Here is a 24,234-nt window from a genome sequence, read left to right as displayed (position 1 = left end):
GAAGCTACTCCCGCGCAATGATCTCCTGGCCGCCGATGACCAGCCTGAGGCCAAGGTCGCCGGCCCTGCGGCGGGCAAGGAAGCGCGGGCGGCGCATGTTGGAAACACGGCCCTTGCGGCGGTCCTTCGCCGGCAACGTCTTGATGGCGGCGCCGAGCGATTCTTCCAGGGTGCGGGCAACGCCGTCGGATTCGATCAGCAGCATCGGCAGACGGTAGGCGTCGGCCCAGGCGCGCCAGTCGGCGGCGACGTCTTCGAGATCGTCGGCCACCAGCAGCGGCACCGACAGCATCGGATCGTTGTGCAGGAGTTCTAGGGTCACCGTGACATTGCCTTCCGCATCCTCCATGGCGCGGGCGGCGACGCCGCGAAATGCGTTGGCCGGCAGCACAATGATCGCCGGCAGGCCGCTCATCTCGAGCAGGCGGCGGATCACAGCGCCGCGCTGGTCGATGGTGAAGGTTACGTCGCCGTAATCGTCACGCGTCGCGTAGCTCACCACCTGCGGCAGGCGGAATGGATCGAGACGCATGTTGCGTCCCGCCCAGACTGGCTTCAGTCCAGTGTTCATAGAGTGCCTTCCTGTCTGTCTCCTGAGAGCCGGTGTCCGGTTCTCTCCGGGCCAGTTTTCCCGGCCTCGTATGGGGAAACAGTAGCGCTGGCTCCTTACCGCCGCGCTTAAGAAAGTCGGTTAAATTTTGCTGATCTCAGGGATGGTTATCGGAATGCCACCAGCCACAAGATGTTGAAAGGATCAGATAACCTTACCAGGATTCATGATGCCGGCCGGATCAAAGGCGGCTTTCACCCTGCGCATCAGATCGATCGCCATCGGCGGCGCGGTGGCGATCAGTTCGTCGCGCTTCAACTGCCCGATACCGTGCTCGGCCGAGATCGAACCGTGCAGGCCGCGCACCACGTCATGCACGGCCTTGTTCATGGCGTGGTAGAGCGCCAGAAACGCCTCGTCGTCGCCGTCGACAGGCCGCGAGATGTTGTAGTGGAGATTGCCGTCGCCCATATGGCCGAAGCAGACGACGCGGGCGCCGGCGCTCACCGACGCCACCGCGCCGGCGGCCTCCGCAATGAAGCGCGGTATCGATGCGATCGGCACCGATATGTCGTGCTTGATCGAGGCGCCTTCCGGCTTCTGTGCCTCGGGCAACAGCTCGCGGAAACTCCAGAAGGCATCGCCCTGCCCGACGCTGGCGGCAATGACGGCGTCACCGACGAATTCCTGCTCGAGGCCCGCCGAAAGCACGTCCTCGATCAGCGCCCGCGAATCCTCCGATGAGCGGCCGGACGATATCTGCATGAGCACATACCAGGGCCAATCCACCATCAGCGGCCGCGTCACGCCCGGGGCATGCGCCAGCGTGAAATCGTATGGCCGCTTGCCGATCAGTTCGAAGGCGGTGAGGGCTGCCCCGGCGCGGTCCATGGCCAGGCTGAACAGGGAAAGCGCGGCCTCGGGCGACGACAGGCCGACGAAGGCGACGTCGCGGCCCTTCGGCTTCGGAAACAGCTTGAGCACGGCGGCGGTAATGATGCCGAGCGTGCCCTCGGCACCGACGAACAGGTTCTTCAGGTCGTAGCCGGTGTTGTCCTTCTTCAGCTTGCGCAAGTCGTCGAACACCTCGCCGGTCGGCAGCACCACCTCGACGCCAAGGCACAGTTCGCGCGCATTGCCGTAGGCCAGCACGCCGGTGCCGCCGGCATTGGACGACAGGTTGCCGCCGATCTGGCAGGAACCTTGCGCGGCGAGCGACAACGGGAAAAGCCGGTCGGCGGCCTCGGCCGCTTCCTGCAAGGTCTGGAGGATGACCCCGGCCTCCGCCGTGACTGTGTTGGACAGGACATCGATCTCGCGGACGCGGTTGAGCCGCGACAGCGACAGGACGATTTCGTGCCCGGATTTGTCCGGCACCTGAGCGCCGACCAGCCCGGTGTTGCCGCTTTGCGGCACGATTGGCGTTCCGGTCTCGGTCGCCAGCCGCATGATCCGGCTGACCTCATCGACGCTGCCCGGCCGCAGCACCAGGGACGTCGCGCCATGCCAGAGGCCGCGCCGCTCGGTCAGGTAAGGCGCGATGTCCTGCTGGTCGCGCAGGGCGTATTTATCGCCGACGATCGCCGCGAAGCGATCGATGAGAGCGGGATCGAGTGTCTTTGCAGTTTCGGCCATGTGGGAAAACTACGTTGTGGGCTCAGTGTTGTCACGAGGAGCGGCGGCGCGGGAAAGCCGGTCGTTGATCGCCTCTCCGAGCCCGTCAAAGGGGATCTTCTCGACCGCGATGGTGCACGCGCCGCTGCGGTCGAGATCCTGCATGTAGGCGAAGAGATTGCTTGCCGCTTCACGCAGGTCACCTGTTGTGGACAGGTTTAAAAACGCGGCGGCATGTTGCCAGCCTTCCGCGCGGTGATTGCCGAAGGCAAGCAACGCCTCGTCTTCGCCAACCGTGCCGGCATTGAGCCGAACGGCGGCGCCCGGCGCATAGTGCGAAGCGAGCATGCCCGGCGCCTCGACGCCGGCCGCGCCGCGGCGCAGCAGGTCCATGCCGATGGCGGCCTCGATCTCCCCGGCGGCGATGCCACCGGGCCTCAGCAGCCGCAGTCTTTCTCCCTCGGCCTTGACGATGGTCGATTCCAGCCCAACCGGCGTGGCACCGCCATCGACCACCAGCTTGATGCGCGCTCCTAAATCCGCCGCCACCGCTTGCGCCGTCGTCGCGCTGATCTTGCCGGATGAATTCGCGCTGGGTGCCGCAAGCGGTCGCCCAAGCCTGGCGATCAGGTCGCCGCCAAAACCCCGCGGCATGCGCAGGGCGATCGTGTCGAGCCCGGCGGTGACCAGCGGATGAATGCCGTTGCCGGGGCGCTGCGGCAACACCAGCGTCAGCGGACCCGGCCAGAAAGCAAGCGCGAGTTTCCTGGACAGCGGATCGAAAATAGCGATGCGCTCGGCCATCGCCATGTCGGCGACATGGGCGATCAGCGGATTGAAGCGCGGCCGGCCCTTGGCTTCGAAAATGCGCGCCACGCCGATGCCATTGGTGGCGTCGCCGGCCAGCCCATAGACGGTCTCGGTTGGAATGGCGACGATATCGCCGCCCTCAAGCAGCGCCAATGCCGGCTCCATCGCTTCGCCGACGGCAAGTATTTCAGCCACTCTCGTCACCTCGCGGATGCCGGCTGCGTAATACGACGGCGTCGTCGGGGCAAGCGGGCATTGGCAATTCATCAATTCCTAAAATGCTATCTTTTCGTGAAAGCCGGCATCAATCGCCGAGCACTATCGTTCGGCTTCTGGGCAATGGGAGCTATGTCAGTGTCTGTGCGTATCTGGGGAACGCTTGCTATCACGCTGGCTGCGACGGCTGGCGGGGCTCAGGCCTCGTCGCTGGTCTTTCCCGGCGCGCCGGCCTCGACGCCTTCCGTCCTTACGCTGAAGGCAGCCGACGGCACGGCGAGCGACGTGGTGTCCGTCGTTTCGCCTGGCGAGCCCGACGTTACCTATGAAAAGGTGGCGGCAATCCCGGATAAGGACGAGGCGAAGCACGCCTTCTCTCAGAGCCCGATGATCATTCGTGGCGGCATCGTCGGCGGCGCCTTCGCGACGCCCGTTCAAGCCAAGGCACCTGCCGCGGCGGCCGCCCCCGCCACGGCCACCGCCTCGGCAGCCCCCGCGCCGGCAACGCAAGGGAAGGCAGCAGCGGCACCGGCGGCCGCCGCGCCGGTCGCCCGACAGCCGGCTTCGGGAGCCGGCAAGGTCAAATAGCGACCTCGCCAAACAGCGCACTCGGAATGCTGAGCGGCTTGACGGCGGTCTGGCTCCCTGCGCACCATTGTCCGGCGCATTCGTCCCGGTATCTCGCCGGTCCGCGCCGTCGCCTGAATTTCGCCAACAGCCGGCAGACGCGATTGCATTGTTCAAGGCAAGGGGGGTTGCTGATGAAGAAATCGAAGACCGTTACCGTGGCAGGGCTTCTGTTAGCATCGTTGCTTGGCGGCGCGGCGCATGCCGACGACATGCTGGGGTCCTATGTCGCGCGCATTTCAGACCGCGATCACCAGGCGAGCGACGGCTATGCGCTGGACAGCGCCGCGCAAATGGTACGGCAGGATCGCGCGAACTGGCACAAGTTCCATCGCCGCGACAGAGACGATCAAGGCGACGAGCGGTTCACGACCAATGATCGGCGCGCCGAGCTACAGCGCCTGCTCGAGCGCCCCGGCGCGATGAGCTCCTCGACCAAGCGCGCCATCATCAATGGCGAGCCACTGATCCAGGTCGACGTCTACGAAAACAGCGTGCGCGTCAGCATTCTGGAGAACTGAAAAGTCATCATTTGGAATGACCGCAAAAAAGGGCGGCGCTGATGCGCCGCCCACTCTTCTCGACAGACCGTACTGAAATCTCAGGCTGCTTCTTCCTTGTCGTCGTCGTCTTCCGGCTCGCCGTCCTCGGATTCTTCTTCGGCGTCGTCGCCTTCGGCCTTCACGGCCTCATCGGCGTCGTCTTCGTCTTCATCAGACTCTTCGCCGTCTTCGTCGTCGCCTTCTTCATCATCGCCATCTTCGTCTTCATCGGACAGGTCGGCGGCTTCGACCGTGGCAATGGCATGATCGACGGCGGTTTCGGAAGCGGATTCAAGCGCCTCGGCGGGGGCCGAGGTTTCTTCTGTCACTTCGATTTCGTGATCGGAATTCATGGAAGCCTCCGTTGGGTTGGGGAACATGTCCCTTTTGCCACGGAGAGGTCATCGTCATATGACTGTAAGCCGGCTCGAACGGTCGGCTCGAAGATATTTTTTCCCGAGGCCTGCGGCCCCTTTATCCTGCACGACCATGTCCGAAAAACCACTGTTCGGGATCATGCCTCTCAGCCGGCGATTTTCGAGAAATCCGCGACCTGACCGGTGGCCGTGCGAATGCGCGTGAGCAGCGCAAGACGGTTGGCGCGCACGGACAAGTCCTCATCATTCACGAGAACATGCTCAAAGAATGAATCAACGGGTTCGCGCAACACACTAAGCGCCAGCATGGCAGCAGAAAAGTCTTCATTCTGAATCGCTTCGCCGGCTTGCTTCTCGGCCTGATTCACCGCCGCAAACAGCGACTTCTCCGCATCCTGCCGGAACAATGCAGGCTCAACGGTTTCGGCGACCGCCGTTTTCTTCTTCTCCTCGGCGGCCAGGATGTTGGCCGCGCGCTTGGTGCCGGCGAGCAGGTTTTTGCCATCCTCTGTGTCGAGGAAGGAACCAAGCGCTTCGACGCGGCGCACGATCTGCAGCAGGTCGTCGGACTGAGGCGTGATCACCGCGTCGATCAGATCATGGCGCGCGCCCTGGTCGCGGAGATAGACTTTCAGGCGGTCGTGGAAAAAGGCGAGGAGGTCTCGATCCACAGATTTCCCGTCGCCGATTTGCCCGCGCCCGCGCACATGGTCGCCGCCCGATCCAGCCTGCTCACTGGCGTGTCTTTCAACGATCTGGTCAACAGTGGTCTTTCGATGTTTGGCCATGATGGCAAGAAGCGACAGCGGCGTCCCATTCTCCAGAGCCAGCCTCACCATCCCAAGCGCGGCTCTGCGCAATGCGTAGGGGTCCTTCGACCCCGTCGGCTTTTCATCGATGATCCAGAAACCAACCAGCGTATCAAGCTTGTCGGCGAGCGCCACGGCCACCGACACCGGATCGTTCGGCACATAGTCGGACGGACCTTGCGGCTTGTAGTGTTCCTCGATGGCGGCGGCGACAGAAGGATGTTCGCCTTGGAGCAGCGCGTATTTGCGGCCCATGGCGCCTTGCAATTCGGGAAACTCGCCGACCACTTCGGTGGTGAGATCGGCCTTTGCCAGGACAGCGGCGCGACGCGCCAGCGCGGGATCGGCGCCGACGACCGGCGCCAGTTCTCCAGCAAGCTCGGCAATCCGCTCCACCCGTTCACCCTGCGTGCCAAGCTTGGCATGGAAGGTAACACCAAGATGGTCGAGGCGTGCCATGCGCTGGTCGAGCGGCTTCTTCAGATCGAGTCCGAATTTTTCCGCGGATGCATGGAGTTGGTCGAGATCAGGCAGGTCGCCCTGGTCGGTCGTCCAGAAATAGAGCGCATCCGACAGGCGCGCGCGCACCACCTTGCCGTTGCCGTGGGCGATTTCCTTGCCGCCGTCCTTCGCTTCGATGTTGGCGGTCAGGATGAAGCGGTTGGAGAGCCCGTCGCTTTCGCCCTGCGGCCGCGTCACAAAGCACTTCTGGTTGGCGCGGATGGTCAGGCGGATCACTTCCGCCGGAATGGCCAGGAAAGCCTGTTCGAATTCGCCCATCAGCACGACAGGCCATTCGACCAGCCCGGACACTTCTTCAAGCAAGCCCTCGTCCTCGACCAGGTCGAGCCCGTTGGCGAAGGCAAGGTTGCGGGCGTCGGCAAGGATGATTTCCTTGCGCCGGTCGGCATCAAGCACGACCTTGCCCGCTTCCAGCTTGCTCACATAGTCGTCGAAGCGGCGCACGGTGATTTCGCCGGGCGCGAGGAAACGATGGCCGTAGGTGATGTTACCCGAGCGGATGCCGTCGATCTCGAAATCGACCACGACCGGCTCCTCGGTCTCGGGGCCGAAGGTGCACAGGATCGATTGCAGCGGGCGCACCCAGCGCAGCGAGCCCGGTTTTGCCGAGGCCGGCCCCCAGCGCATCGATTTCGGCCAGGGAAAATTGCGGATGATATCAGGCACCAGTCCGGCGATGATCTCTTCGGCCGCCCTGCCCGGCTTCGCAATATGCGCGACATAGAAGTCGCCCTTCTTCGGATCGGAATGAACATGCGCTTCGGCGATCGAAGACAGCCCTGCCTTGCGCAAAAAGCCCTGGACCGCCTGCTCAGGCGCTGATGTCGACGGCCCTTTGATATCCTCGTGAATATCCTTCGAGCGTGCATTGAGCCCACGGACATCAAGGGTAAGGCGCCGCGGCGTCCAGTACTCACGCGCCGCCTCGTAGGTCAGGCCCGCCTCGACCAGACCGTCGGTCAGCATCTTCCTCAGATCGCCCGCCGCCTTGCGCTGCATGCGGGCGGGGATCTCCTCGGAGCGAAGTTCGAGCAATAAATCAGGCATCAGAGCCTCTCCACCCGCATGCCGTTTTCCTGTTTGCACGTCCTCGCGCCTCCGGCGCTGCGGTCGCGCGGCTGGGCAGGGATTTCCTCGGAGCGAAGTTCGAGCAATAAATCAGGCATCAGAGCCTCTCCACCCGCATGCAACTTTCCTGTTTGCACGTCCTCGCGCCTCCGGCGCTGCGGTCGCGCGGCTGGGCAGGGATTTCCTCGGAGCGAAGTTCTAGAAGCAGGTCAGGCATAGGGGTCAGCTCATGCGGGAGAGTGGTCCGCGCGGGGCATAGCAACTCGGCTGGCCGCTGTCACCCTTTCCAGAAATTTTGGGCTCCGTCTCGGGACCGGGCGATCGCGCGCATCCTTGGATCAAGATTTCCATGAACCGAAGGCTGCGCTGAAGCGACCCACGCTCAGGCAGGCAATTATTGGCTGAACGATCATGAAAACCGCATCCAGACTTCTTCAGATCCTCGCGCTCAGCGCCTGCTTTGCCGCACAGGTCCACGGCGCCTTCTCGATGCCGGGCGTGCGGCAGGCGCTGCGCACGATCGCTGGTCCGAGCGGCCAGATCCTGCCGCCGATCAACGCTTCCCTCGAAATGATCAACGGCGCCTGAGGCTCAAGCCGCCAATCCACCGGCCTGCGTCTTCAAGAACGCCTCGCCGCAGGCTTTCGCCAGATTGCGCACACGCAGGATATAGCTCTGCCGCTCGGTGACCGAGATCACGCCGCGCGCATCGAGCAGGTTGAAGACATGGCTGGCCTTGATGCACTGGTCGTAGGCGGGGAAGACCATCTTGTGCATCGGCAGATTGTCGTTCGACGCCGGCGCGCCGGCGTCGAGCAGCGCCTTGCACTCGGCCTCGGCGTCCTCGAAATGCCGAAGCAGCATCGCCGTGTTGGCATATTCGAAATTATGGCGCGAATATTCCTGCTCGGCCTGCAGAAAGACGTCGCCATAGGTGACCTTTTCGGCACCTTCGCGGCCGTTGAAATTGAGCTCGTAGATGTTGTCGACGCCCTGAACATACATGGCCAGGCGCTCGAGGCCGTAGGTCAGTTCGCCCGCCACCGGCGCGCATTCGATGCCGCAGACCTGCTGGAAGTAGGTGAACTGCGACACTTCCATGCCGTCGCACCAGCATTCCCAGCCAAGGCCCCAGGCGCCCAGCGTCGGGCTTTCCCAGTCGTCCTCGACGAAACGGATGTCGTGGAGCAGAGGGTCGACGCCGATCGCGGCGAGCGAGCCGAGATAAAGCTCCTGCAGGTTCGGCGGATTGGGCTTCAGGATCACCTGATACTGGTAGTAATGCTGCAGCCGGTTGGGATTCTCGCCATAGCGGCCGTCCTTGGGGCGGCGCGAGGGCTGGACGTAAGCGGCGTTCCAGCGCTTGGGTCCGAGTGCGCGCAGCGTCGTTGCCGGGTGAAATGTGCCGGCGCCGACCTCCATGTCATAGGGTTGGAGAATGACGCAGCCATAAGCCGCCCAGTAATTGTGCAAGGTCAGGATCAGCCCCTGGAACGAGCGGCTGGGGTGCATATGGGCTGATGTTTCAATCGTCACGATGGCCTCGGCGACACAGGCTGCTTGCGGCCACGTCCTAGAGACACGGCGGCAAAGCGTCAAGCAAGGTGCGTCCGATGCCGGGCCGCGGTGAGGCGAGGTTGAAGACTTTGCCAGTGACTGGCCCATTGCCCGCCGCAAGAGTCCGCGATCCAATTCGACAAAGCGTCCGCTCCCATCACAGCAGGTTCCGCCATGTCCAACCCGATCATCATCCGCTCCGTCACGCGCCAGGATTTCGATCGATGGCTGCCGCTGTGGGACGGCTACAATGCATTCTATGGCCGCTCGGGCGGAACGGCGCTGGCAAGCGAGATCACCGCGATGACATGGTCGCGCTTCTTCGACGCTTATGAGCCGGTCCATGCGCTGGTCGCCGAGAGCGGCGGCCGGCTTCTTGGCCTCGTCCACTACCTGTTCCACCGCAGCACCACGGCGATCGCGCCGAACTGCTATCTGCAGGATCTTTTCACCAACGAGGCCTCGCGCGGCAAAGGTATCGGCCGGGCGCTGATCGAAGGCGTCTATGAGCGCGCGCAGGCGGCCGGTTCCGGCCGGGTATACTGGCTGACGCATGAAACCAATCACACGGCGATGAAGCTCTATGACAAGGTCGGCGAACGCTCGGGCTTCGTCGTCTATCGAAAGATGTTCTGAGCACTCTTCCTGCGCGTCCGCGGATATTTTGAGCGGGCAGATATGAAAACGGGGCTCCGAGAGCCCCGTTCGCGTTCGAAAAAAGCCGATTTCAACCCTTAGGTGCGGGAACGGGCTCCGGCTTGACCTTTGGGGTTTCCTGCGCCGTGTTGGACTCGATCGGCGGCAAGCCCTTCATCAGCTTCTGCTGCAACGCGGCAAGCACGTCCGGATCCGGCTTCAGGTCGCGCGCCTGGGCCCACTGGTAGGTCGCTTCCAGCTTGCGGCCGACGCGCCAATAGGCGTCGCCGAGATGGTCGTTGAGGACCGGATCTTCCGGCTTCAGCGAGACCGCGCGTTCCATCTCGCGCACAGCGTCATCGAACCGGCCGAGGCGGAAATAGGCCCACCCGAGGGAATCGACGATGTAGCCGTCGCTTGGCCTGAGATCGACGGCCTTCTGGATCATCTCCAGGCCTTCCTTCAGGTTCGTGTTCATGTCGACCCAGGAATAGCCGAGATAGTTCAGCACCTGCGGCTGGTCTGGCTGCAATTCCAGCGCCTTGCGGAAATTCGGCTCGGCCTTCGGCCATTCCTTCAGCCGCTCATAGGCGATGCCACGTTGATAGAAGATGTTCCAGTTTGCGGCGGTCGGTGTCTTCAGCACCTCGACGGCCTTGTCGTAGAGATTGGCGGCGGAGCGGAAATCATCCTTCGAGGAGTAGACACCGCCGAGCGCCAGATAGGCGCGCATGTCGTTGGGATGGGCTTCGACAAAGGCCTTCAGATGCGTGATCGCCTCGTCCTGGCGGTCGAGATCGGCAAGGTTGAGGCCAAGCTGCAGGTCCGAAATCTCCTTCAGCGGCGAAGAGTCGGGGATGCGCCGGTAGAGCGCGATGGCGCCCTCGCCGTCTTTCAGCTGTTCGGCAACGGCGGCGAGTTGCACGAGGGCCGCATCACTATCGGGCTTCAGAGCCAAGGCGTATTGCAGATAGAGGCGCACGAACGGCTCGCCCCCGCCGCGGTTGAGCGCGGTGGCAAGATCGAGCAGGATTTCAGAAGCGCCGTCGGACGGACCGGATACGAAGGGCGCGATCTTCTCGCCCTTGTCGATCTTGTCGCGCAAGGCGACGATTTCCAGCTTGCCCGGCGAAAACGCCTCGGCCTGATCGAGTACCGAGATCGCCTTGGCCTTGTCGCCCTTGCGGGCCAGGAACGAGGCATAGGCCTGCGCGTTGCGCATCCAGGTTTCGGGAGCGGCGCCGCCCGCGGCGGTATCCTGCATCGTCGCGGCGTAGATCGCCTCGGCCTTTTCGGGCATGTTGGCGGCATCGGCGATCAAGGCGCGGTGGAAGGATTTGAACAGGCCGAACCAGTCCGGTCCCCGCAGCTTGTCGATCGATGCCATTGCGTCGACCGCCTGACCGGCACCCTGCTGGGCCCAGCCGGACATGACACCGGAGATCAGCCTGTCGAGATCGGATTCCAGCGATAGCTTGAGCCAGTACTGCGCCTTGCTGAAGTCCTTCTTGTGGAAGGAATCGACAGCCAGCGCCAGGCGCGAGAAGCGCTCGACATCGGGCACTTCCTTGAGCTTGTCGGCATAGACCAGCGATTCGTCGAAGCGCCCTTGAGCGATCAGCGACAGCATCAGGCTCTGCTGCAGTGTGGTGTCGTTCGGATTGAACGCCAAGGCCTGCTTGTAGTACGCGATGGCGCTGTCGAGGTCGTTGTCGCCTTCGGCGATCCGGGCAGCCAGATATGCGCCCGAGAACGACGATATCTTGACCGGTTCGGTGGATTGCTTGGCATAGGCCGGCAAAGCCGAGATCGCCATGCCCGTCACAATTGCCAGCCTTGTCAGCCAGCGCGCACGTCCTTGCTGCATCGTATCCCTTTCAGCCATGCGCCATCTCCGCGTCAGCGGGATCGACCCAGACTCGATCTTTCCGGGCAAAGCATGGCCTTTTTGGGGTCGCGCTTCAATCCGCCCGAAATTCACAATCGGGTCACCCGATTAACAAATCATGGCTAGAAGGGACAGCTTGGCGCGTCAACAAGACGTTGCAGCCGCGTATCGCGATAGCCGCCGCTTGCGACCGCGCCGCACAGCCCGCTCCATTCGCAGCCGCCGCATGCCTTGCGCACGTGGCCGGCCGAGAACGCCCGCCGTAGCCGTATCAGCATCGCGCCATCGAGATCGAGGCGGACGCCGTCCCGGATCGGACGCGCCAGCAGCGCTTCCACCTCATCCGCGGCCTGCCGGTCCCGCCCGGACGCGCCGTCGCGCAGGCAGTGCGGTTCCGGCCCGTCAAGCAACGGAGCGCATATGTCGTCCGGACCGGAAACGAGGAGGATGTCCTCGCCCCGGCTCAGCCGCTCCGCGATCTCGTCATAATTGGCGGTGAAAGCGGGGCTGTATCCCTTGCCCACATAGGTGAGCAGGCAAAGGAGGTGATGCGCGCGCAGCCTGATCGTCACGGCCCGATAATCACATATTGGCCGGCTTCGCCTTGCCGCCGCGAAGAGCCATGAGCGTCGCCGCACCGAGCGCCGACTTGAGCAATCCGCCGACGATGAACGGCACGAAGCCGAAGGTGATGGCCTTCTCGGTACCGATCATGACGGCAAGCCAGGCCGTGCCGAGAACCAGGCAGGCGAGATTGCCGAGCAGCATGGCGGCGAAGGCGAATAAAACCCTGTTGCCGTTCCAACCGCGTTCGGCCAGCCAGCCGACCAGCGCGCCGGTGACGGGGAAGGCAAAGAGATAGCCGCCCGTCGGGCCGACGAAATGCTGTATCCCGGCAGCGCCGCCGGCCAGGACCGAGAAGCCGGCCGCGCCTTCGACCAGCCATGCGGCGATCGTCACGGCGCCAAGCCGCCAGCCGTAGAGCGCGCCGATAAGCGTCACGGCGAACGTCTGCATGGTCACCGGAACCGGCACCATCGGCACCTCGATGTAGGACGACAGCGCCAGGAACAGCGTGCCGAGCATGACGGCGCCGGCCTGCCAGCCGAGCGATCGTTGCTGCAGGCGCAGCGGGCTGAAGGACGGTCTGGCGGACGAGAATGCGAGGTTGGTCATAGGCTTCCCTTCGATCGATCTAAAATTATAGATAATTTCTGTGTTCGATCTATTATCGAATCCACATTTTTGGATCGGTAGCAAGCCCGAGGTGGGGAAAAGGTCGCTCAACCCACGATGGCGAAGGCCTCGCGCGTGGCGCCGGAGGCCGTCCTGACCGGTTTGCGGCCAATCCATTGGACATGCCGCCCCAATGTCGCAGCGGCCGATTCGGCGTTTCCCTGCCGCAAGGCGGTGAGGATCGCCCGGTGGTCCTGGTCGGTGCGCGTCTCCCACTCCGAGCGCCAAGCCGCGAACAGGAAGCGGGCGCTTGCCGCGTGCAGGTCATCGATGGTGGCAAGCAGGCGCGGCATGCCGCAAGGCGTGAGGATCAGCCGGTGAAAAGCCCGGTTGGCTTCTTCCCATGACCTGACGTCGTGGGATTTGTCGCCGGCTTTTGTCGCCTCCTCGGCCCGGTCGAGAATGGCCGAAGTCAGATGCGGCGCGGCGTGGCGCAGTGCCAGCACTTCGAGCGCGGCCCGCATTTCGGCGACTTCCTTGACTTCGCCGAGATCAAAAGCCGCGACACGGACGCCACGGCGCGGCTCGCTGACGGCGAGGCCTTGCGCCTCGAGGCGGCGGAAGGCCTCGCGCACGGGTACATGGCTGGTGTTGAATTCCTCGGCGACATGATCCTGCCGCAGCCTGGCCCCCGGCTCGATCGCGCCGGAGATAATGCGGTCCGCCAGTGCCTTGCTTATGCGCACCGCTATGGTGTCGTCCGTGCCCTTTGCCATGGTTTATAGATAATTTGCGGCAAGGTGGCTTGTCGAGGCCGCAGGGACGAATTCGAAGGCGTCCTTCTACCGATGCAGCCCGGAAGAAGCCGCCGTGACAGTCGGTCTCCTCAGTTCACCCGGCTGATGCAGAAATCGATGACGTCGATCAGCGCCGATTTCTGCGGCGTCTCTTCAAGCGGCGCCAGCGCGTCGCGGGCGATCTCGCCGAAATGGCGGGCGCGCCCGATCGTGTCGGCAATCGCGGCGTGGCGGGTCATCAGGCCGATCGCCTTCTCCAGCCCGGCGTCATCGACGACATTGTCCTCGATGGCACGCTTCCAGAAGGTGCGTTCGGCCTTGCTGCCACGCCGGTAGGCGAGGATGACCGGCAAGGTCACCTTGCCCTCGCGGAAATCGTCGCCGACATTCTTGCCGAGATCCTTGCTGGTGCCGCCATAGTCCAGCGCATCGTCGATAAGCTGGAAGGCTAGGCCGAGATTCATGCCGTAGGAGCGCAGCGCCGCGCGGTCGTTGCGGGTCGCCAGGGCGATGACCGGGCCAACCTCGGCGGCGGCCGAAAACAGCGCGGCGGTCTTGGCCTTGATAACGGCGAAGTGCTCGTCCTCGGTGGTTTCGAGATTCTTGGCGGCGGCGAGCTGCATCACCTCGCCCTCGGCGATGATCGAGGCGGCGCTCGACAGGATGTCGAGTGCTTCGAGCGAGCCGACATCGACCATCATGCGGAAGGCCTGGCCGAGCAGGAAGTCACCGACCAGCACGCTTGCCTGGTTGCCCCAGATCATGCGGGCGGTTTTCTTGCCGCGCCGCATGCCGCTTTCGTCGACGACGTCGTCGTGCAGGAGCGTGGCCGTATGCATGAACTCGACCGAAGTGGCGAGCTTGACATGGCCCTCGCCGGCATAGCCGAACATCTGCGCCGCGGCGAGCGTCAGCATTGGCCTCAGCCGCTTGCCGCCGGACGAGATCAGATGGTTGGCGACCTCGGGAATCATCTCGACGTCGGAGCCCGCCTTGGACAGGATCAGTTCGTTGACGCGCCCCATATCGGCCGCCGTCAGATCGATCAGATCTTTAATGGAGGCGGGTTCCCGCTTCCCGTTTTCGATGTTGAGAACGACACCCACGACAATCACTCCCGTCTTGGTATAACGCGTGCGACGGCACCCTTAGTCCCGGCATTGACTCTAGGGCGGCGGATGCGGACACGGCAAGAGGCGAATTGGCGCGGCGGCGATGACAGCGTGTCAACTCCGGGAAATGCGGGAATGGGGCCACACGTTTACATGCATGCTGCAACCTGCGAGTTTCCTGCGATGGTAGAGCTCATCCGCACCAACGACGCCGTCATCATCTCCTTTGTCGAATCGCTGATGCGCGATGCCGGCATCGGCTGCTTCGTCGCCGACCAGAACATGAGCGTGCTCGACGGCTCGCTCGGCATCCTGCCGCGGCGCGTCATGGTCGACGCGGACCAGGCCGACGCAGCGCGCCGCATCCTGACCGATGCCGGCATCGCCAACGAGATCCGCCAGAAGTAATGTCCGCCGCGCCATCCGCCCTCGCCACGGATACGCCGGCCCACACGGTCGATGCCTTCCACCGCGGCCGGTTCTGGCTCGTGCAGCCCAAGCATGGCGGCCATCGCGCCGGGATGGATGCGATGATGCTGGCCGCAGCCGTGCCATCCTCCTTTGGCGGACGTCTCGCCGATTTCGGCGCCGGCGCCGGCGCTGCCGGTCTGGCGGTGCTGTCGCGCTGTCCGGGCGCCCAGGCTGTGCTGGTCGAACGCGCGCCCGAGATGGCGGCGTTCGCGGCGGCCACGCTTGCCCATCCCGGCAATGCGCACCTCAGCGATCGGGCGGCCGTGCTCGTCGCCGATGTCACCGTCTCGGGCCGGGCGCGGGCCGCGGCCGGCCTTGCCGACAATGATTTCGACTTCGTCATCATGAACCCGCCTTTCAACGCCGCACGGGACCGCGCCACACCGGACCGTCTGCGGAAACAGGCCCATGTCATGGAGGATGGGCTGTTCGAAAGCTGGATCCGCAGTGCGGCGGCGGTTGTCAGGCCGCGTGGCGGGCTTGCCGTCATCGCCCGGCCAGAACAGCTCGGCGCCATTCTCGACGCGATTTCAGGCCGCTTCGGCGAAGCCGAGATGCTCGCCGTGCATCCGCGCCCGGACGCGGCGGCAATACGCATCGTCGTGCGGGCGGCGCTTGGAGCACGGGGAAAGCTCGCCATCCGTCCGCCCCTGATGCTTCACGCCCGATCGGGCAACGGCCCCGACGAGCGCAGCGAAATGATCACCAACGGGCTCGCCTCGCTGTTCGGAGACTGAGCTGATCCTGGCTTGCTCATTGCCCTTGGCGGGGAAATTCCTACATCCCTGCAACCATCGCCGGAGACCACGTCATCGTGAAACGTCTTTTCAACCGTCTGCTGCCGAAGTCCTGGCGCTCCACCGTCGTCACCATCCCGGTCATCCGGCTGCACGGCACCATCATGGCCGGCGGCGGCCAGTTCCGGCCGAGCCTGTCGCTCGCCTCCACCGCCGGACTGATCGAAAAGGCGTTCTCCTTCGACGCGCCGGCGGTCGCCCTGTCGATCAATTCGCCGGGCGGCTCGCCGGTGCAGTCGCGGCTGATCTTCAGGCGCATCCGCGATCTTGCGGTCGAGAAAGACAAGAAGGTGCTGGTCTTCGTCGAGGATGTCGCGGCGTCTGGCGGCTACATGATCGCGGTCGCCGGTGACGAGATCTTCGCCGATCCCTCCTCCATCGTCGGTTCGATCGGCGTGGTGTCGGCCTCGTTCGGCTTTCCGGAACTGATGAAGAAGATCGGCATCGAGCGCCGTGTCCACACCGCCGGCCAGAACAAGGCGGTGCTCGATCCGTTCAAGCCCGAGAAGAAGGAAGACGTCGAGCGGCTGAAGGCGCTGCAACTCGAAGTGCACGAGACCTTCATCGATCTGGTCAAGGAACGGCGCGGCACCAGGCTCAAGGACGATCCGGACCTGTTCACCGGCCTGTTCTGGACCGGCAAGCGAGGCCTGGAGCTTGGTCTCGTCGATGCGCTCGGCGACATGCGCACGGTGCTGAAGACCCGTTTTGGGCCGAAGACCCGGCTCAGGCTGGTGGCGGCGCCGCGCGGTCTGTTCGGCCGCTTCGGCCTGTTCGGCTCAAGCAAGGGCTTTTCGGCGCCCGACATCGCCGCCGCTGCCGCCAGCGGCATCATCGATGCGGCGGAAGAGCGCGCATCGTGGGCGCGCTTCGGGCTTTGAAAAACCCATGAAAGCGTCTAGCATGGCTGCCCGAAAGACCCGATCGGCCGCCCTTACCGGCCCAGCGTGGCAGGAGTTTTGAACATGCCGCAGCTCATCTTCTTCGCCGTCGTCGGCGTCGCAGCCTATTTCGGCTACCGCACCTTCGTGCGCGAGGCTGAACGCGTGACCGCCAAGGTGCGGCGGACCGAAAAACAGGCGGCCAACGGCGCGATGGGAACGCTGGTCAAGGATCCGAAGACCGGCGAATACCGGCTGGCCAAGGACTGACCCTCATTTCACTCGCAATCGAGACTGTGGAATCCGGTCCGCGTGTCCGGACATGGGCGGCACCCGCCAAGATAAACCTTGCCCTGCATGTCACCGGCAGGCGCCCCGACGGCTACCACTTGATCGAAAGCCTCGCTGTGTTCACGCGATTTGGCGACCGGATCGAGATCGCGCCGGACGAAAGCGACGATTTCAGCGTGTCCGGCCGCTATGCGCCCGACGTTCCGCTCGATGGCGGCAATCTGGTGCTGAAGGCCCGCGACGCATTGCGGCATGCCGCCGGCATTCGGAGCACGCCGCCCGTGGCCATCAGGCTGGAAAAGAATCTTCCAGTCGCATCCGGCATGGGTGGAGGATCGAGCGACGCGGCGGCCGTGCTGCGCGGGCTGGCGGAGAGCTGGGGGCTGGACATCGATAGCGCCGAGCTGGCGCGGATCGCACTTTCGCTTGGCGCCGATGTGCCGATGTGCCTGGCGGCAAAGCCGCTGGTGGCACGCGGCATCGGTGAGGAGTTGTCGATGGTGCCGGATTTTTCGGCGGTGGGGCTCGTGCTGGTCAATCCGGGGATGCCTATCTCGACGGCGGAAACCTTCGCCGCGCTGTCCCGTCGCGACAACGAGCCACTGCCGCCGCTGCCGCGCGGCGTCGACTTTCACAGCCTGCGCAACTGGCTGGAGGTCACCCGCAACGATCTTCAGCCGGCGGCCCTTGCGATGCAGCCCGCCATAGGCAGGGCGCTTTCATGGCTTGATAAGGCCGGATCGGGGTTTTCACGCATGTCGGGATCGGGCGCGACATGCTTCGGCCTGTTCGAGACCGGCAATGTCGCCAAGCGCGCTGCTGCCGAAATCCGCAGCCGCCAGCCCGACTGGTTCGTAGCGGCAACGCGCAGCATGGCATCGGAGGCCGGGTAAGATGGCCAGGATCGACGAGAGCCGTGCCTTCATTCCGGTGCGCATCGCGGTGCTGACGGTTTCCGACACACGCAGCCTCGCCGACGACAAATCCGGCCAGACGCTTGCCGATCGCATCACCGCGGCCGGCCACATCCTAGCCGGCCGCAAGATCGTCACCGACGACCGCGAAAAAATTCGCGACACCGTTTTGGCATGGTCGCGGGACGAGGCCATCGACGTCGTGATCACCACCGGCGGAACCGGCTTCACTGGCCGCGATGTGACGCCCGAGGCGTTGGAGCCCATCTTCGAAAAGCGCATGGACGGCTTTTCGGAGGTGTTCCACCGCATCTCCTACGACAAGATCGGCACTTCGACGATCCAGAGCCGGGCGACCGGCGGTGTCGTCAACGCCACCTTCGTCTTCGTGCTGCCAGGCTCGCCCGGCGCCTGCAAGGACGCCTGGGACGGGATCATCGAGGCGCAACTCGATTATCGGCACATGCCCTGCAACTTCGTCGAGATCATGCCGCGCCTGGACGAGCATCTGCGGCGCGGCAAGACCGCTCCATAGCAGCCGAGGCGCGCACTCGTTCCAAACCGGATCTTGGAGAACAACAACTGCTCGTGAAACGCCGCAGGCGACAACGAGAGCAATGACGGCTTCGGACAATCAGCTTCAGCGAATGACCGGTTCGCCATGAAAGCGCCGGCGCGACGGACGAGAAACACCGAAGCCGACTTCCATCATCAGCCGTGGCGTCCGCGTCGGCACGGTGCCCATGTGGAAACCGAAGGGGTCCTCGACGAAGCCGAGGCCAGCCTCTCCAGTCAGGGTCACCGGGCTCTGCTCGCCATAGACGTCCAGCACCTCCTGGGCGGGATGGCCGACCAGCAGCGTCAGCTGATGTTTTATGGCGCGGCGCCTGTGGCTGCCCCTGACGTAGACATGCGGGCCGGTCTCGGCGTCGACCGGCAGCAGATAGAAGAAGAATTTCAGCATCCGCCAGTCGTCGAGATCGAAATGATACTTGCCAAGCGAGGCCAGGTTCTTGTCAGCGTCGGAGGCCTCGCCTGTCGGAAAGCTCCACCAGACGCGCGTCGTGATCAGCTTCGCCTGAGCGCCGAGATAGTGCGCCGCGATGTCGAGCAGCAGCGGATCGCGCTGTATGGCAAGGGCCGCCGGGCAGTCGAGGATGCGCTCGAAATAATGTCCGCTGAGCAATGAGCGGCCCAACCGCTTCTCGGCTTCAGCATGGTCGCCCGGCATGAATTCGAGCCGGCGGTCGAAATTGCCGTAGCAGGGCGTGCGCCGGGCGAAACCTGCAATCTCCTGGTGGATATCAGGCGGCAGGATCAGCCCCGAGAATAGCCCGTCCGACCGCAACGCGCCGACGACGGCCTCGCGCTCGACGCCCCTGAACATCGTATCCCCTGCATTGTCGGCCGGACGAGGGCGCTTCGCGGCCAGCCAGTGCAAGCGGCGCCCGGGCATGGTGCGCGCCAGCACGAACATCGGCAGCCAGGCGGGGTTTTCACGCAGGTCCTTCAGATAGGTCGGGATGCGCACGGCGATGCGGCGCAGCAGGCTGCCATTGCGTGCGATCGCTTCGAGACTCGCCGTGCCGGATTTGTCAGGGGTCGAAAGCTTCATCGGATCCTCGGCTGCGATAACGCCACCCATGCCGCGTCAGTACTTACAGCCCGGCATGACCCAAACCCAACTTGCCCACCTTGCAGGAAGGCTATCCCCGCGTCGGTTCTTGTGCAACGCACTATGGACAGAGCAGTTGCAAAAATTATTTCGAGGAGCGGTGCTGATGCCTTGGCGGCGCCGCCCATATCTCGGCGTCGAGTTTCCTTGTCGCCAGGCCGCGCGCCAGCGCCTCGGCGTTGCCGGCACTTTTCGACAAGGAAGCGGCCTGGCGCTTGCTGATCACCAGCCCGTCAGCCAAAGCACGGTTTCCCGAAAAGACCCGGGCCAGGAAGGGCATGCGGTTGCCGCGTGCGCGAGAAAAGCGCGCCGCCATGGTTTGCCTGGCGGTGTGGGCGACGACCGCCTCGATCCAGCCCTCCGCCAGCCGCGCCCCAGGCTCCAGCAACAACAGCCAGTCGCCCTTGGCCTGTTTTATCCCGGCGGCGATGCCGCCGCTTCCCAGATACTGGCAGCCGGCATGCTCGGCGACACGATGCGTCTGGTCGGAGGAACCGGCGTCGCAGACGACGACCTCACGCACCACGCCTTCGACCGCGCCGCCAATCAGCGTCGCCAGCGTGCGGGCGAGCCCCTCCTCGTCATTGCGCGTTTCGATGAGAACACTGAGCATCATTAGCCGAATAGCGGAAAGCGTTGGGCGACGCCAGTTTTTGCAGCGCACCATAGAAAGTTCTTGCTTTGTTCTCATCAAGCAAATAGGAATAATTTCATGAGCAGAGCGATTCGACACAACATGGACAGTCCCTGGGAGCGGGCGAAGATGGAACCGATCATGCGCGCCGACATTGCAGCCTTCGGGGCAGGACGAGCCGAGATGGCCAACGCGATGATCGAGCAAAGTGGCATGCGGGTCCGTCCGGATCGCAACCGCGGCCGGTCGGCAGGCATCAATCCGTCCGGCCGGTTCGAACCCGTCAGCCGGCATGTCTTCGACGACGGCTGGAGTTCGCTGGAGGAACTGCCGCCGTTCAAGACCGAAGTGCAGGTAGAGAAGCCGCGCACCATCATCACCCGCAACGAATCGCCCGACATCTCCTTCGATCGGTCGATCAACCCCTATCGCGGCTGCGAACACGGTTGCGTCTATTGCTTCGCGCGGCCGACGCACTCGTTCATGGGCCTGTCGCCGGGCCTGGATTTCGAATCCAAGCTGTTCGCCAAGCCGGACGCTGCACGCCTGCTCGACAAGGAGTTGTCGAAGGACAGCTATCAGCCGCGCACCATCGCCATCGGCACCAACACCGATCCTTACCAGCCGATCGAAAAGCAGTACCGGATCATGCGTGAAATCCTCGAAGTGCTGGAGGCACGCGGCCATCCGGTCGGCATCGTCACCAAGTCGGCCCTGGTGGTGCGCGACATCGACATCCTGTCGCGCATGGCCGAGCGCGGGCTCGCCAAGGTGGCGCTGTCGGTGACGACGCTCGACCGGATGCTGGCGAGGACAATGGAACCCCGCGCATCGACACCGACCAAGCGGCTGGAGGCGATCAGGCAGCTTTCGGATGCCGGCATCCCGGCATCGGTGATGGTGGCGCCGATCATTCCGGGCCTGACCGACCAGGAGATGGAGCGCATCCTCGACTCGGCATACCATGCCGGTGCGCGCGAGGCTGGCTATGTGGTGCTGCGCCTGCCGCTGGAGGTCAGCCCGATCTTCAAGGACTGGCTGCTGCGCCATTATCCCGACCGCTATCGCCACGTCATGTCGCTGATCCGTTCGATGCGCGACGGCAAGGACTACGATTCGGAATGGGGCAAACGCATGAAGGGCGCCGGACCCTATGCCTGGCAGATCGGCCGGCGCTTCGAGATCACCGCCAAGCGGCTCGGCCTCAATGCCGAACGGCGCACGCTGCGGACCGACCAGTTCATCGCCGCCGGCAAAGACCAGGAGCAGTTGATGCTGCTCTGAAGCCGAAAACCGCCGCGGCTGTCACTGCCGCCGTTGCAAGAAATTCCGTCCGGCCTGCCCCGGCCCGCAGACGGTGCCCTCCCGGTCCGGCGCCCCACCCGACCCGGAGGGACTTGCGGAGAATCGGAGCCGATGCGAACCTCGCCGCAACATGGCTCGCGCGCGTTCCGATTCTCCGCTTCTCTTCGAAATGGTAGAGAAACCCGATTTCTCCTTCGAGACGAAGGCGATGGCCGATGGTTTGTGGCCGGTCGCCGGGATGGATGAAGCCGGCCGGGGCCCGCTGGCCGGTCCCGTCGTCGCGGCGGCGGTGGTGCTCGACCCAGCCAACATTCCCGATGGGCTAGACGATTCCAAGCGGCTTAGCCACTTGCAACGCGAAGCGCTGTTCCTGCGCATCATCGGTTCCGCGCTCGGCGTCTCGATGGCGTCGATCAGCGCAGAGGGCATCGATGGCAGCAACATCCTGAAGGCGAGCCTCGAAGCGATGCGCCGCGCGCTGGTCGGGCTGCCGGTTCAGGCGAAGCTCGCGCTCGCCGACGGGCGCGACGTGCCGCCGGGATTGCCCTGCGAGGGGCGCGCGCTGATCAAGGGCGATCAGCGCTCGCAATCGATCGCCGCCGCCTCGATCGTCGCCAAGGTCATGCGCGACCGCATGATGTGCGGCTGCGGCAGCCATCACGACCGCTACGGCTTCGAAGTCCACATGGGCTACGCCACGGCCCGGCACCGCACGGCGATCGAGGCGCATGGCCCCGTCGCTCGGCTGCACCGCGTGTCCTTCGCGCCCTTCAGGCTTGGTGGGGTTGAAGTCGAAGAAGAGAGCCTCGCAGGGCTGGATTAAACACTTAGTCCGCTATCGGCCACTTCCCGCATAACGCGCAGCCGAATGGCTGCTTCCGGTTTCGATTAGCCAATAACGGCATCGACCGGCGCTGACCGCCAGAGGGTCGCGATTTCATTGGGTGACCACCAAGGGTTAGGCTCAGCGCTGACCTTGTCGCAGCAACGGCCCAAGACAACTCAGCCGCTGTCCAGTGATTTCCCACCAGCTTTCAGGTGTGCACCGCTCCCATCGCGCGATTCTCACCCTTGGGAGCATTGAATACGAAGGTGACCAGGAGAACCGCAGCGCCGTTTGCCCAGTAGTACAAGGCGTCCAGACCCTGGAGGCCGAGCGCGAAGGGCACTGCGACGAAAACAATTCCGACGAGACGGTCAACCGCCAAATGCAGCCAATATGGCAGCACACGGAACACACCGGTCCTATGATCGGTGAACAGGGTCAGGATGAACGCGGCCATGCCGGCTGCGACCGACACCCAGAGCGCCGGCGGATTATCGCGGCCAAGTCCGAGCAGGAACGGCGTGGCTGCCAGGCTCAGCGCAACGGGATAGTCGAGGAAGGCGTGAACGGTCTTTGTGACGAAACGAATATTCATGACACTCTCCGATTGCGTTTGAAGGTTTTGAGGCAAACGGGCGCGGCGCCGGACCGATTGTGCGCCGCGCCCATCGGGTCAGGCGGCAGAGCGCAGTTCGACGTCGACCTTGGGGAAATCGATCTCCGTCAACGCGACGTTGTTGGTGTAGTTGGTCAACACATTGATGGCGACATTTGCGACAACCTCGATGATGTGCGCATCGCCGAGACCGGCCGAACGCGCTGCGACAAGATCCGCATCCAGAACCTGCCCCCGCACGTCAATGAGACGACGCGCCAACGAGGCAACGGCGGCGTCCAGCGCGGTTTCGGCGTTGCCCTCGCGGGCTTTGCGAATTCCTTCCGGGGACAAGCCTGCGCCCTTGCCCATCAGCGTATGAGCCGAGAGACAATAAGAGCATTCGTTCGCCTGCCCGACAGCGAGCGAAATGATCTCGCGTTGCTTCGCCGTGAGCACGCCCTTGCCAAGGGCATCGGACAAAGCGAGGTAGCCGTTCAGCACGGCGGGCGATTGGGCGAAGGTGGAAAAGAGATTCGGCACCATGCCGATTTTGGCTTTGACGCCCGCCAGCGTGGTCAGGACGGCAGCGTCGGCATGGGCAGTGTCGATAGGAGCGATACGGGGCATGTCAGAGTTCCTTGTGTTGATTGCACGCCACTCCTATATGCAGCACTCCAAGTACTCTTCGGTGCCAATAACTTTGCTGATCGTCCCAATGGACCCGTTAGCCGCCCTCTTTACCCATGTTACGCCAACCGCTCGGACGTTCTTCACCGGGACCTTGTGCCAGGCGCTGCAATTCACTGGTGTGGGTCATCTGCACATGCTCAAGGCTGGCGAGCTCAGGGTCAGCCGGAGCGGAGAGGCCGATCTTGAATTCCTTGAGCCAACCCTGCTGTTTTTTCCGCGTGGGCGGACCCATGACTTCGCAGTTGATTCCAGGCGCGGGGCCGACCTCGTGTGCGCAACCGTCGAACTCGGGGGTGCGGAGGGCAATCCCATTGCACTGGGCCTGCCAGAATGCGTGGTCCTGCCGCTCGCAGAGCATCCGGCGCTGCGGCCGGTTTGTGACCTGCTGGTCGGCGAAGCGTTCGCGGAAGGTGGTGGTCGCCAGACGGCGCTCGACCGGCTCTTCGAGTATCTCCTGATCCTGATCGTGCGACACGTCATTGAATGCGGCGTTGTCTCGACTGGCGTTCTCGCCGGGCTCGCCGACCCACGCCTCGTCAAAGCGCTGACGGCGATACACGAAGCGCCGAAGAAGCCCTGGAAGCTCGAGGAGCTCGCCGAAGTCGCAGGCATGTCACGCACGCGTTTCGCCGAGCGTTTTCGGAAGCTGGTCGGTCGGCCACCGATTGAATACCTGACGGTCTGGCGCATCACGATCGCGCGCCAGCTTCTTGGTAAGGGCAAACCTGTCAAGACCGTCGCAGCACAGGTCGGCTACGACAGCGCGGCCGCCTTCTCGCGGGTGTTCAGCCGAGTCACCGGGCACCCGCCGCGCGATATTAGCCAACCACAGTAGGATGCTCGCCGAAACC

Annotated in this window: 28 protein-coding genes; 13 read left to right on the top strand and 15 right to left on the bottom strand. The window is 63.9% G+C overall.

Annotated elements, in window-relative coordinates; translation table 11 throughout:
• Positions 1-4 precede the first annotated feature (4 nt).
• The 3 genes from LB556_RS17760 to LB556_RS17750 all read right to left on the bottom strand — a co-directional run bounded on the left by LB556_RS17760 (position 5) and on the right by LB556_RS17750 (position 3,169).
• Positions 5-571 carry a DUF6101 family protein gene (locus LB556_RS17760; RefSeq protein ID WP_224569023.1) on the bottom strand — a complete coding sequence of 189 codons (567 nt, stop codon included), beginning with the start codon at positions 569-571 and terminating at the stop codon, positions 5-7.
• Between the two features lie 183 nt (positions 572-754).
• Complete coding sequence (locus LB556_RS17755; RefSeq protein WP_224569022.1) at positions 755-2,185, bottom strand: FAD-binding oxidoreductase; 1,431 nt, start codon at positions 2,183-2,185, stop codon at positions 755-757.
• A 9-nt stretch (positions 2,186-2,194) separates the two neighbouring features.
• The gene (locus tag LB556_RS17750; protein WP_224569021.1) at positions 2,195-3,169 is read right to left on the bottom strand and encodes an L-threonylcarbamoyladenylate synthase; all 975 of its coding nucleotides are present in this window, start codon (positions 3,167-3,169) and stop codon (positions 2,195-2,197) included.
• Between the two features lie 153 nt (positions 3,170-3,322).
• Here LB556_RS17750 and LB556_RS17745 point away from each other — a divergent pair, with 153 nt between their 5' ends.
• Together LB556_RS17745 and LB556_RS17740 are read left to right on the top strand one after the other, a co-directional pair.
• The gene (locus LB556_RS17745) at positions 3,323-3,778 is read left to right on the top strand and encodes a hypothetical protein (RefSeq protein WP_411908595.1); all 456 of its coding nucleotides are present in this window, start codon (positions 3,323-3,325) and stop codon (positions 3,776-3,778) included.
• A gap of 173 nt (positions 3,779-3,951) precedes the next feature.
• Complete coding sequence (locus tag LB556_RS17740; RefSeq protein ID WP_224569019.1) at positions 3,952-4,338, top strand: hypothetical protein; 387 nt, start codon at positions 3,952-3,954, stop codon at positions 4,336-4,338.
• A gap of 80 nt (positions 4,339-4,418) precedes the next feature.
• On the opposite strand, the gene LB556_RS17735 is transcribed toward LB556_RS17740, so the two are convergent.
• Both LB556_RS17735 and glyS read right to left on the bottom strand, forming a co-directional pair.
• Positions 4,419-4,712: an ATPase gene (locus LB556_RS17735; protein ID WP_224569018.1), complete on the bottom strand. Its 294-nt coding sequence runs from the start codon at positions 4,710-4,712 to the stop codon at positions 4,419-4,421.
• 170 nt (positions 4,713-4,882) lie between these two features.
• On the bottom strand, positions 4,883-7,114 hold the full coding sequence (gene glyS, locus LB556_RS17730) for a glycine--tRNA ligase subunit beta (protein WP_224569017.1): 2,232 nt from the start codon (positions 7,112-7,114) through the stop codon (positions 4,883-4,885).
• Positions 7,115-7,546: 432 nt separating this feature from the next.
• On the opposite strand from glyS, the gene LB556_RS17725 reads away from it, so the two are divergent.
• Positions 7,547-7,723, top strand: a complete 177-nt coding sequence (locus LB556_RS17725) for a hypothetical protein (protein WP_224569016.1) — start codon at positions 7,547-7,549, stop codon at positions 7,721-7,723.
• Between the two features lie 3 nt (positions 7,724-7,726).
• On the opposite strand, the gene LB556_RS17720 is transcribed toward LB556_RS17725, so the two are convergent.
• Complete coding sequence (locus LB556_RS17720; RefSeq protein ID WP_224569095.1) at positions 7,727-8,647, bottom strand: glycine--tRNA ligase subunit alpha; 921 nt, start codon at positions 8,645-8,647, stop codon at positions 7,727-7,729.
• Positions 8,648-8,866: 219 nt separating this feature from the next.
• On the opposite strand from LB556_RS17720, the gene LB556_RS17715 reads away from it, so the two are divergent.
• Positions 8,867-9,328 carry a GNAT family N-acetyltransferase gene (locus LB556_RS17715; RefSeq protein ID WP_224569015.1) on the top strand — a complete coding sequence of 154 codons (462 nt, stop codon included), beginning with the start codon at positions 8,867-8,869 and terminating at the stop codon, positions 9,326-9,328.
• Between the two features lie 91 nt (positions 9,329-9,419).
• Here the strand turns inward: LB556_RS17715 and LB556_RS17710 are convergent, their stop codons facing one another.
• From LB556_RS17710 to LB556_RS17690, 5 genes are all read right to left on the bottom strand, one after another.
• Positions 9,420-11,195 (bottom strand): tetratricopeptide repeat protein, encoded by a 1,776-nt coding sequence (locus LB556_RS17710; RefSeq protein ID WP_224569094.1) that lies wholly within the window; start codon positions 11,193-11,195, stop codon positions 9,420-9,422.
• A gap of 143 nt (positions 11,196-11,338) precedes the next feature.
• The gene (locus LB556_RS17705) at positions 11,339-11,788 is read right to left on the bottom strand and encodes a DUF1284 domain-containing protein (protein WP_224569014.1); all 450 of its coding nucleotides are present in this window, start codon (positions 11,786-11,788) and stop codon (positions 11,339-11,341) included.
• A gap of 10 nt (positions 11,789-11,798) precedes the next feature.
• A complete protein-coding gene (locus tag LB556_RS17700) occupies positions 11,799-12,392 on the bottom strand; it encodes a biotin transporter BioY (protein ID WP_224569013.1) in 594 nt (197 codons plus the stop codon).
• A 107-nt stretch (positions 12,393-12,499) separates the two neighbouring features.
• Positions 12,500-13,168, bottom strand: coding sequence for a GntR family transcriptional regulator (locus LB556_RS17695; RefSeq protein ID WP_224569012.1), 669 nt, complete (start codon positions 13,166-13,168; stop codon positions 12,500-12,502).
• Positions 13,169-13,278: 110 nt separating this feature from the next.
• On the bottom strand, positions 13,279-14,295 hold the full coding sequence (locus LB556_RS17690) for a polyprenyl synthetase family protein (RefSeq protein WP_224569011.1): 1,017 nt from the start codon (positions 14,293-14,295) through the stop codon (positions 13,279-13,281).
• Between the two features lie 189 nt (positions 14,296-14,484).
• Between LB556_RS17690 and LB556_RS17685 the strand changes: the two genes are divergently transcribed.
• From LB556_RS17685 to moaB, 6 genes are all read left to right on the top strand, one after another.
• On the top strand, positions 14,485-14,709 hold the full coding sequence (locus LB556_RS17685; RefSeq protein ID WP_224569010.1) for a DUF2007 domain-containing protein: 225 nt from the start codon (positions 14,485-14,487) through the stop codon (positions 14,707-14,709).
• Entirely contained in the window at positions 14,709-15,509 is an 801-nt protein-coding gene (locus LB556_RS17680; RefSeq protein ID WP_224569009.1) for a tRNA1(Val) (adenine(37)-N6)-methyltransferase, read from the top strand. Before LB556_RS17685 ends, LB556_RS17680 begins: the two co-directional genes overlap by 1 nt.
• A gap of 77 nt (positions 15,510-15,586) precedes the next feature.
• Positions 15,587-16,450, top strand: a complete 864-nt coding sequence (locus LB556_RS17675; protein WP_224569008.1) for a S49 family peptidase — start codon at positions 15,587-15,589, stop codon at positions 16,448-16,450.
• A gap of 84 nt (positions 16,451-16,534) precedes the next feature.
• A complete protein-coding gene (locus tag LB556_RS17670) occupies positions 16,535-16,720 on the top strand; it encodes a hypothetical protein (protein ID WP_224569007.1) in 186 nt (61 codons plus the stop codon).
• A gap of 26 nt (positions 16,721-16,746) precedes the next feature.
• Positions 16,747-17,634 carry a 4-(cytidine 5'-diphospho)-2-C-methyl-D-erythritol kinase gene (locus tag LB556_RS17665; RefSeq protein ID WP_224569006.1) on the top strand — a complete coding sequence of 296 codons (888 nt, stop codon included), beginning with the start codon at positions 16,747-16,749 and terminating at the stop codon, positions 17,632-17,634.
• A gap of 1 nt (position 17,635) precedes the next feature.
• Positions 17,636-18,190: a molybdenum cofactor biosynthesis protein B gene (moaB, locus tag LB556_RS17660; protein ID WP_224569005.1), complete on the top strand. Its 555-nt coding sequence runs from the start codon at positions 17,636-17,638 to the stop codon at positions 18,188-18,190.
• A gap of 105 nt (positions 18,191-18,295) precedes the next feature.
• Here the strand turns inward: moaB and LB556_RS17655 are convergent, their stop codons facing one another.
• The gene (locus LB556_RS17655; protein ID WP_224569004.1) at positions 18,296-19,270 is read right to left on the bottom strand and encodes a hypothetical protein; all 975 of its coding nucleotides are present in this window, start codon (positions 19,268-19,270) and stop codon (positions 18,296-18,298) included.
• A 145-nt stretch (positions 19,271-19,415) separates the two neighbouring features.
• Positions 19,416-19,943 carry a glycosyltransferase gene (locus LB556_RS17650; protein WP_224569093.1) on the bottom strand — a complete coding sequence of 176 codons (528 nt, stop codon included), beginning with the start codon at positions 19,941-19,943 and terminating at the stop codon, positions 19,416-19,418.
• A 150-nt stretch (positions 19,944-20,093) separates the two neighbouring features.
• Here LB556_RS17650 and LB556_RS17645 point away from each other — a divergent pair, with 150 nt between their 5' ends.
• Both LB556_RS17645 and LB556_RS17640 read left to right on the top strand, forming a co-directional pair.
• Positions 20,094-21,248 carry a PA0069 family radical SAM protein gene (locus tag LB556_RS17645; protein WP_224569092.1) on the top strand — a complete coding sequence of 385 codons (1,155 nt, stop codon included), beginning with the start codon at positions 20,094-20,096 and terminating at the stop codon, positions 21,246-21,248.
• A gap of 151 nt (positions 21,249-21,399) precedes the next feature.
• On the top strand, positions 21,400-22,092 hold the full coding sequence (locus tag LB556_RS17640) for a ribonuclease HII (protein WP_224569003.1): 693 nt from the start codon (positions 21,400-21,402) through the stop codon (positions 22,090-22,092).
• 211 nt (positions 22,093-22,303) lie between these two features.
• On the opposite strand, the gene LB556_RS17635 is transcribed toward LB556_RS17640, so the two are convergent.
• Positions 22,304-22,690, bottom strand: coding sequence for a hypothetical protein (locus LB556_RS17635; protein WP_224569002.1), 387 nt, complete (start codon positions 22,688-22,690; stop codon positions 22,304-22,306).
• Positions 22,691-22,768: 78 nt separating this feature from the next.
• The gene (locus tag LB556_RS17630) at positions 22,769-23,320 is read right to left on the bottom strand and encodes a carboxymuconolactone decarboxylase family protein (protein WP_224569001.1); all 552 of its coding nucleotides are present in this window, start codon (positions 23,318-23,320) and stop codon (positions 22,769-22,771) included.
• Here LB556_RS17630 and LB556_RS17625 point away from each other — a divergent pair.
• A complete protein-coding gene (locus LB556_RS17625; protein ID WP_224569000.1) occupies positions 23,319-24,218 on the top strand; it encodes an AraC family transcriptional regulator in 900 nt (299 codons plus the stop codon). The two genes, LB556_RS17630 and LB556_RS17625, sit on opposite strands and share 2 nt — an antisense overlap.
• Positions 24,219-24,234: the final 16 nt, after the last annotated feature.

It is taken from the genome of Mesorhizobium sp. ES1-4, assembly GCF_020164745.1.
Classification (GTDB): Bacteria; Pseudomonadota; Alphaproteobacteria; order Rhizobiales; family Rhizobiaceae; genus Mesorhizobium.
This window is presented reverse-complemented; position numbering and strand designations above follow the sequence as displayed.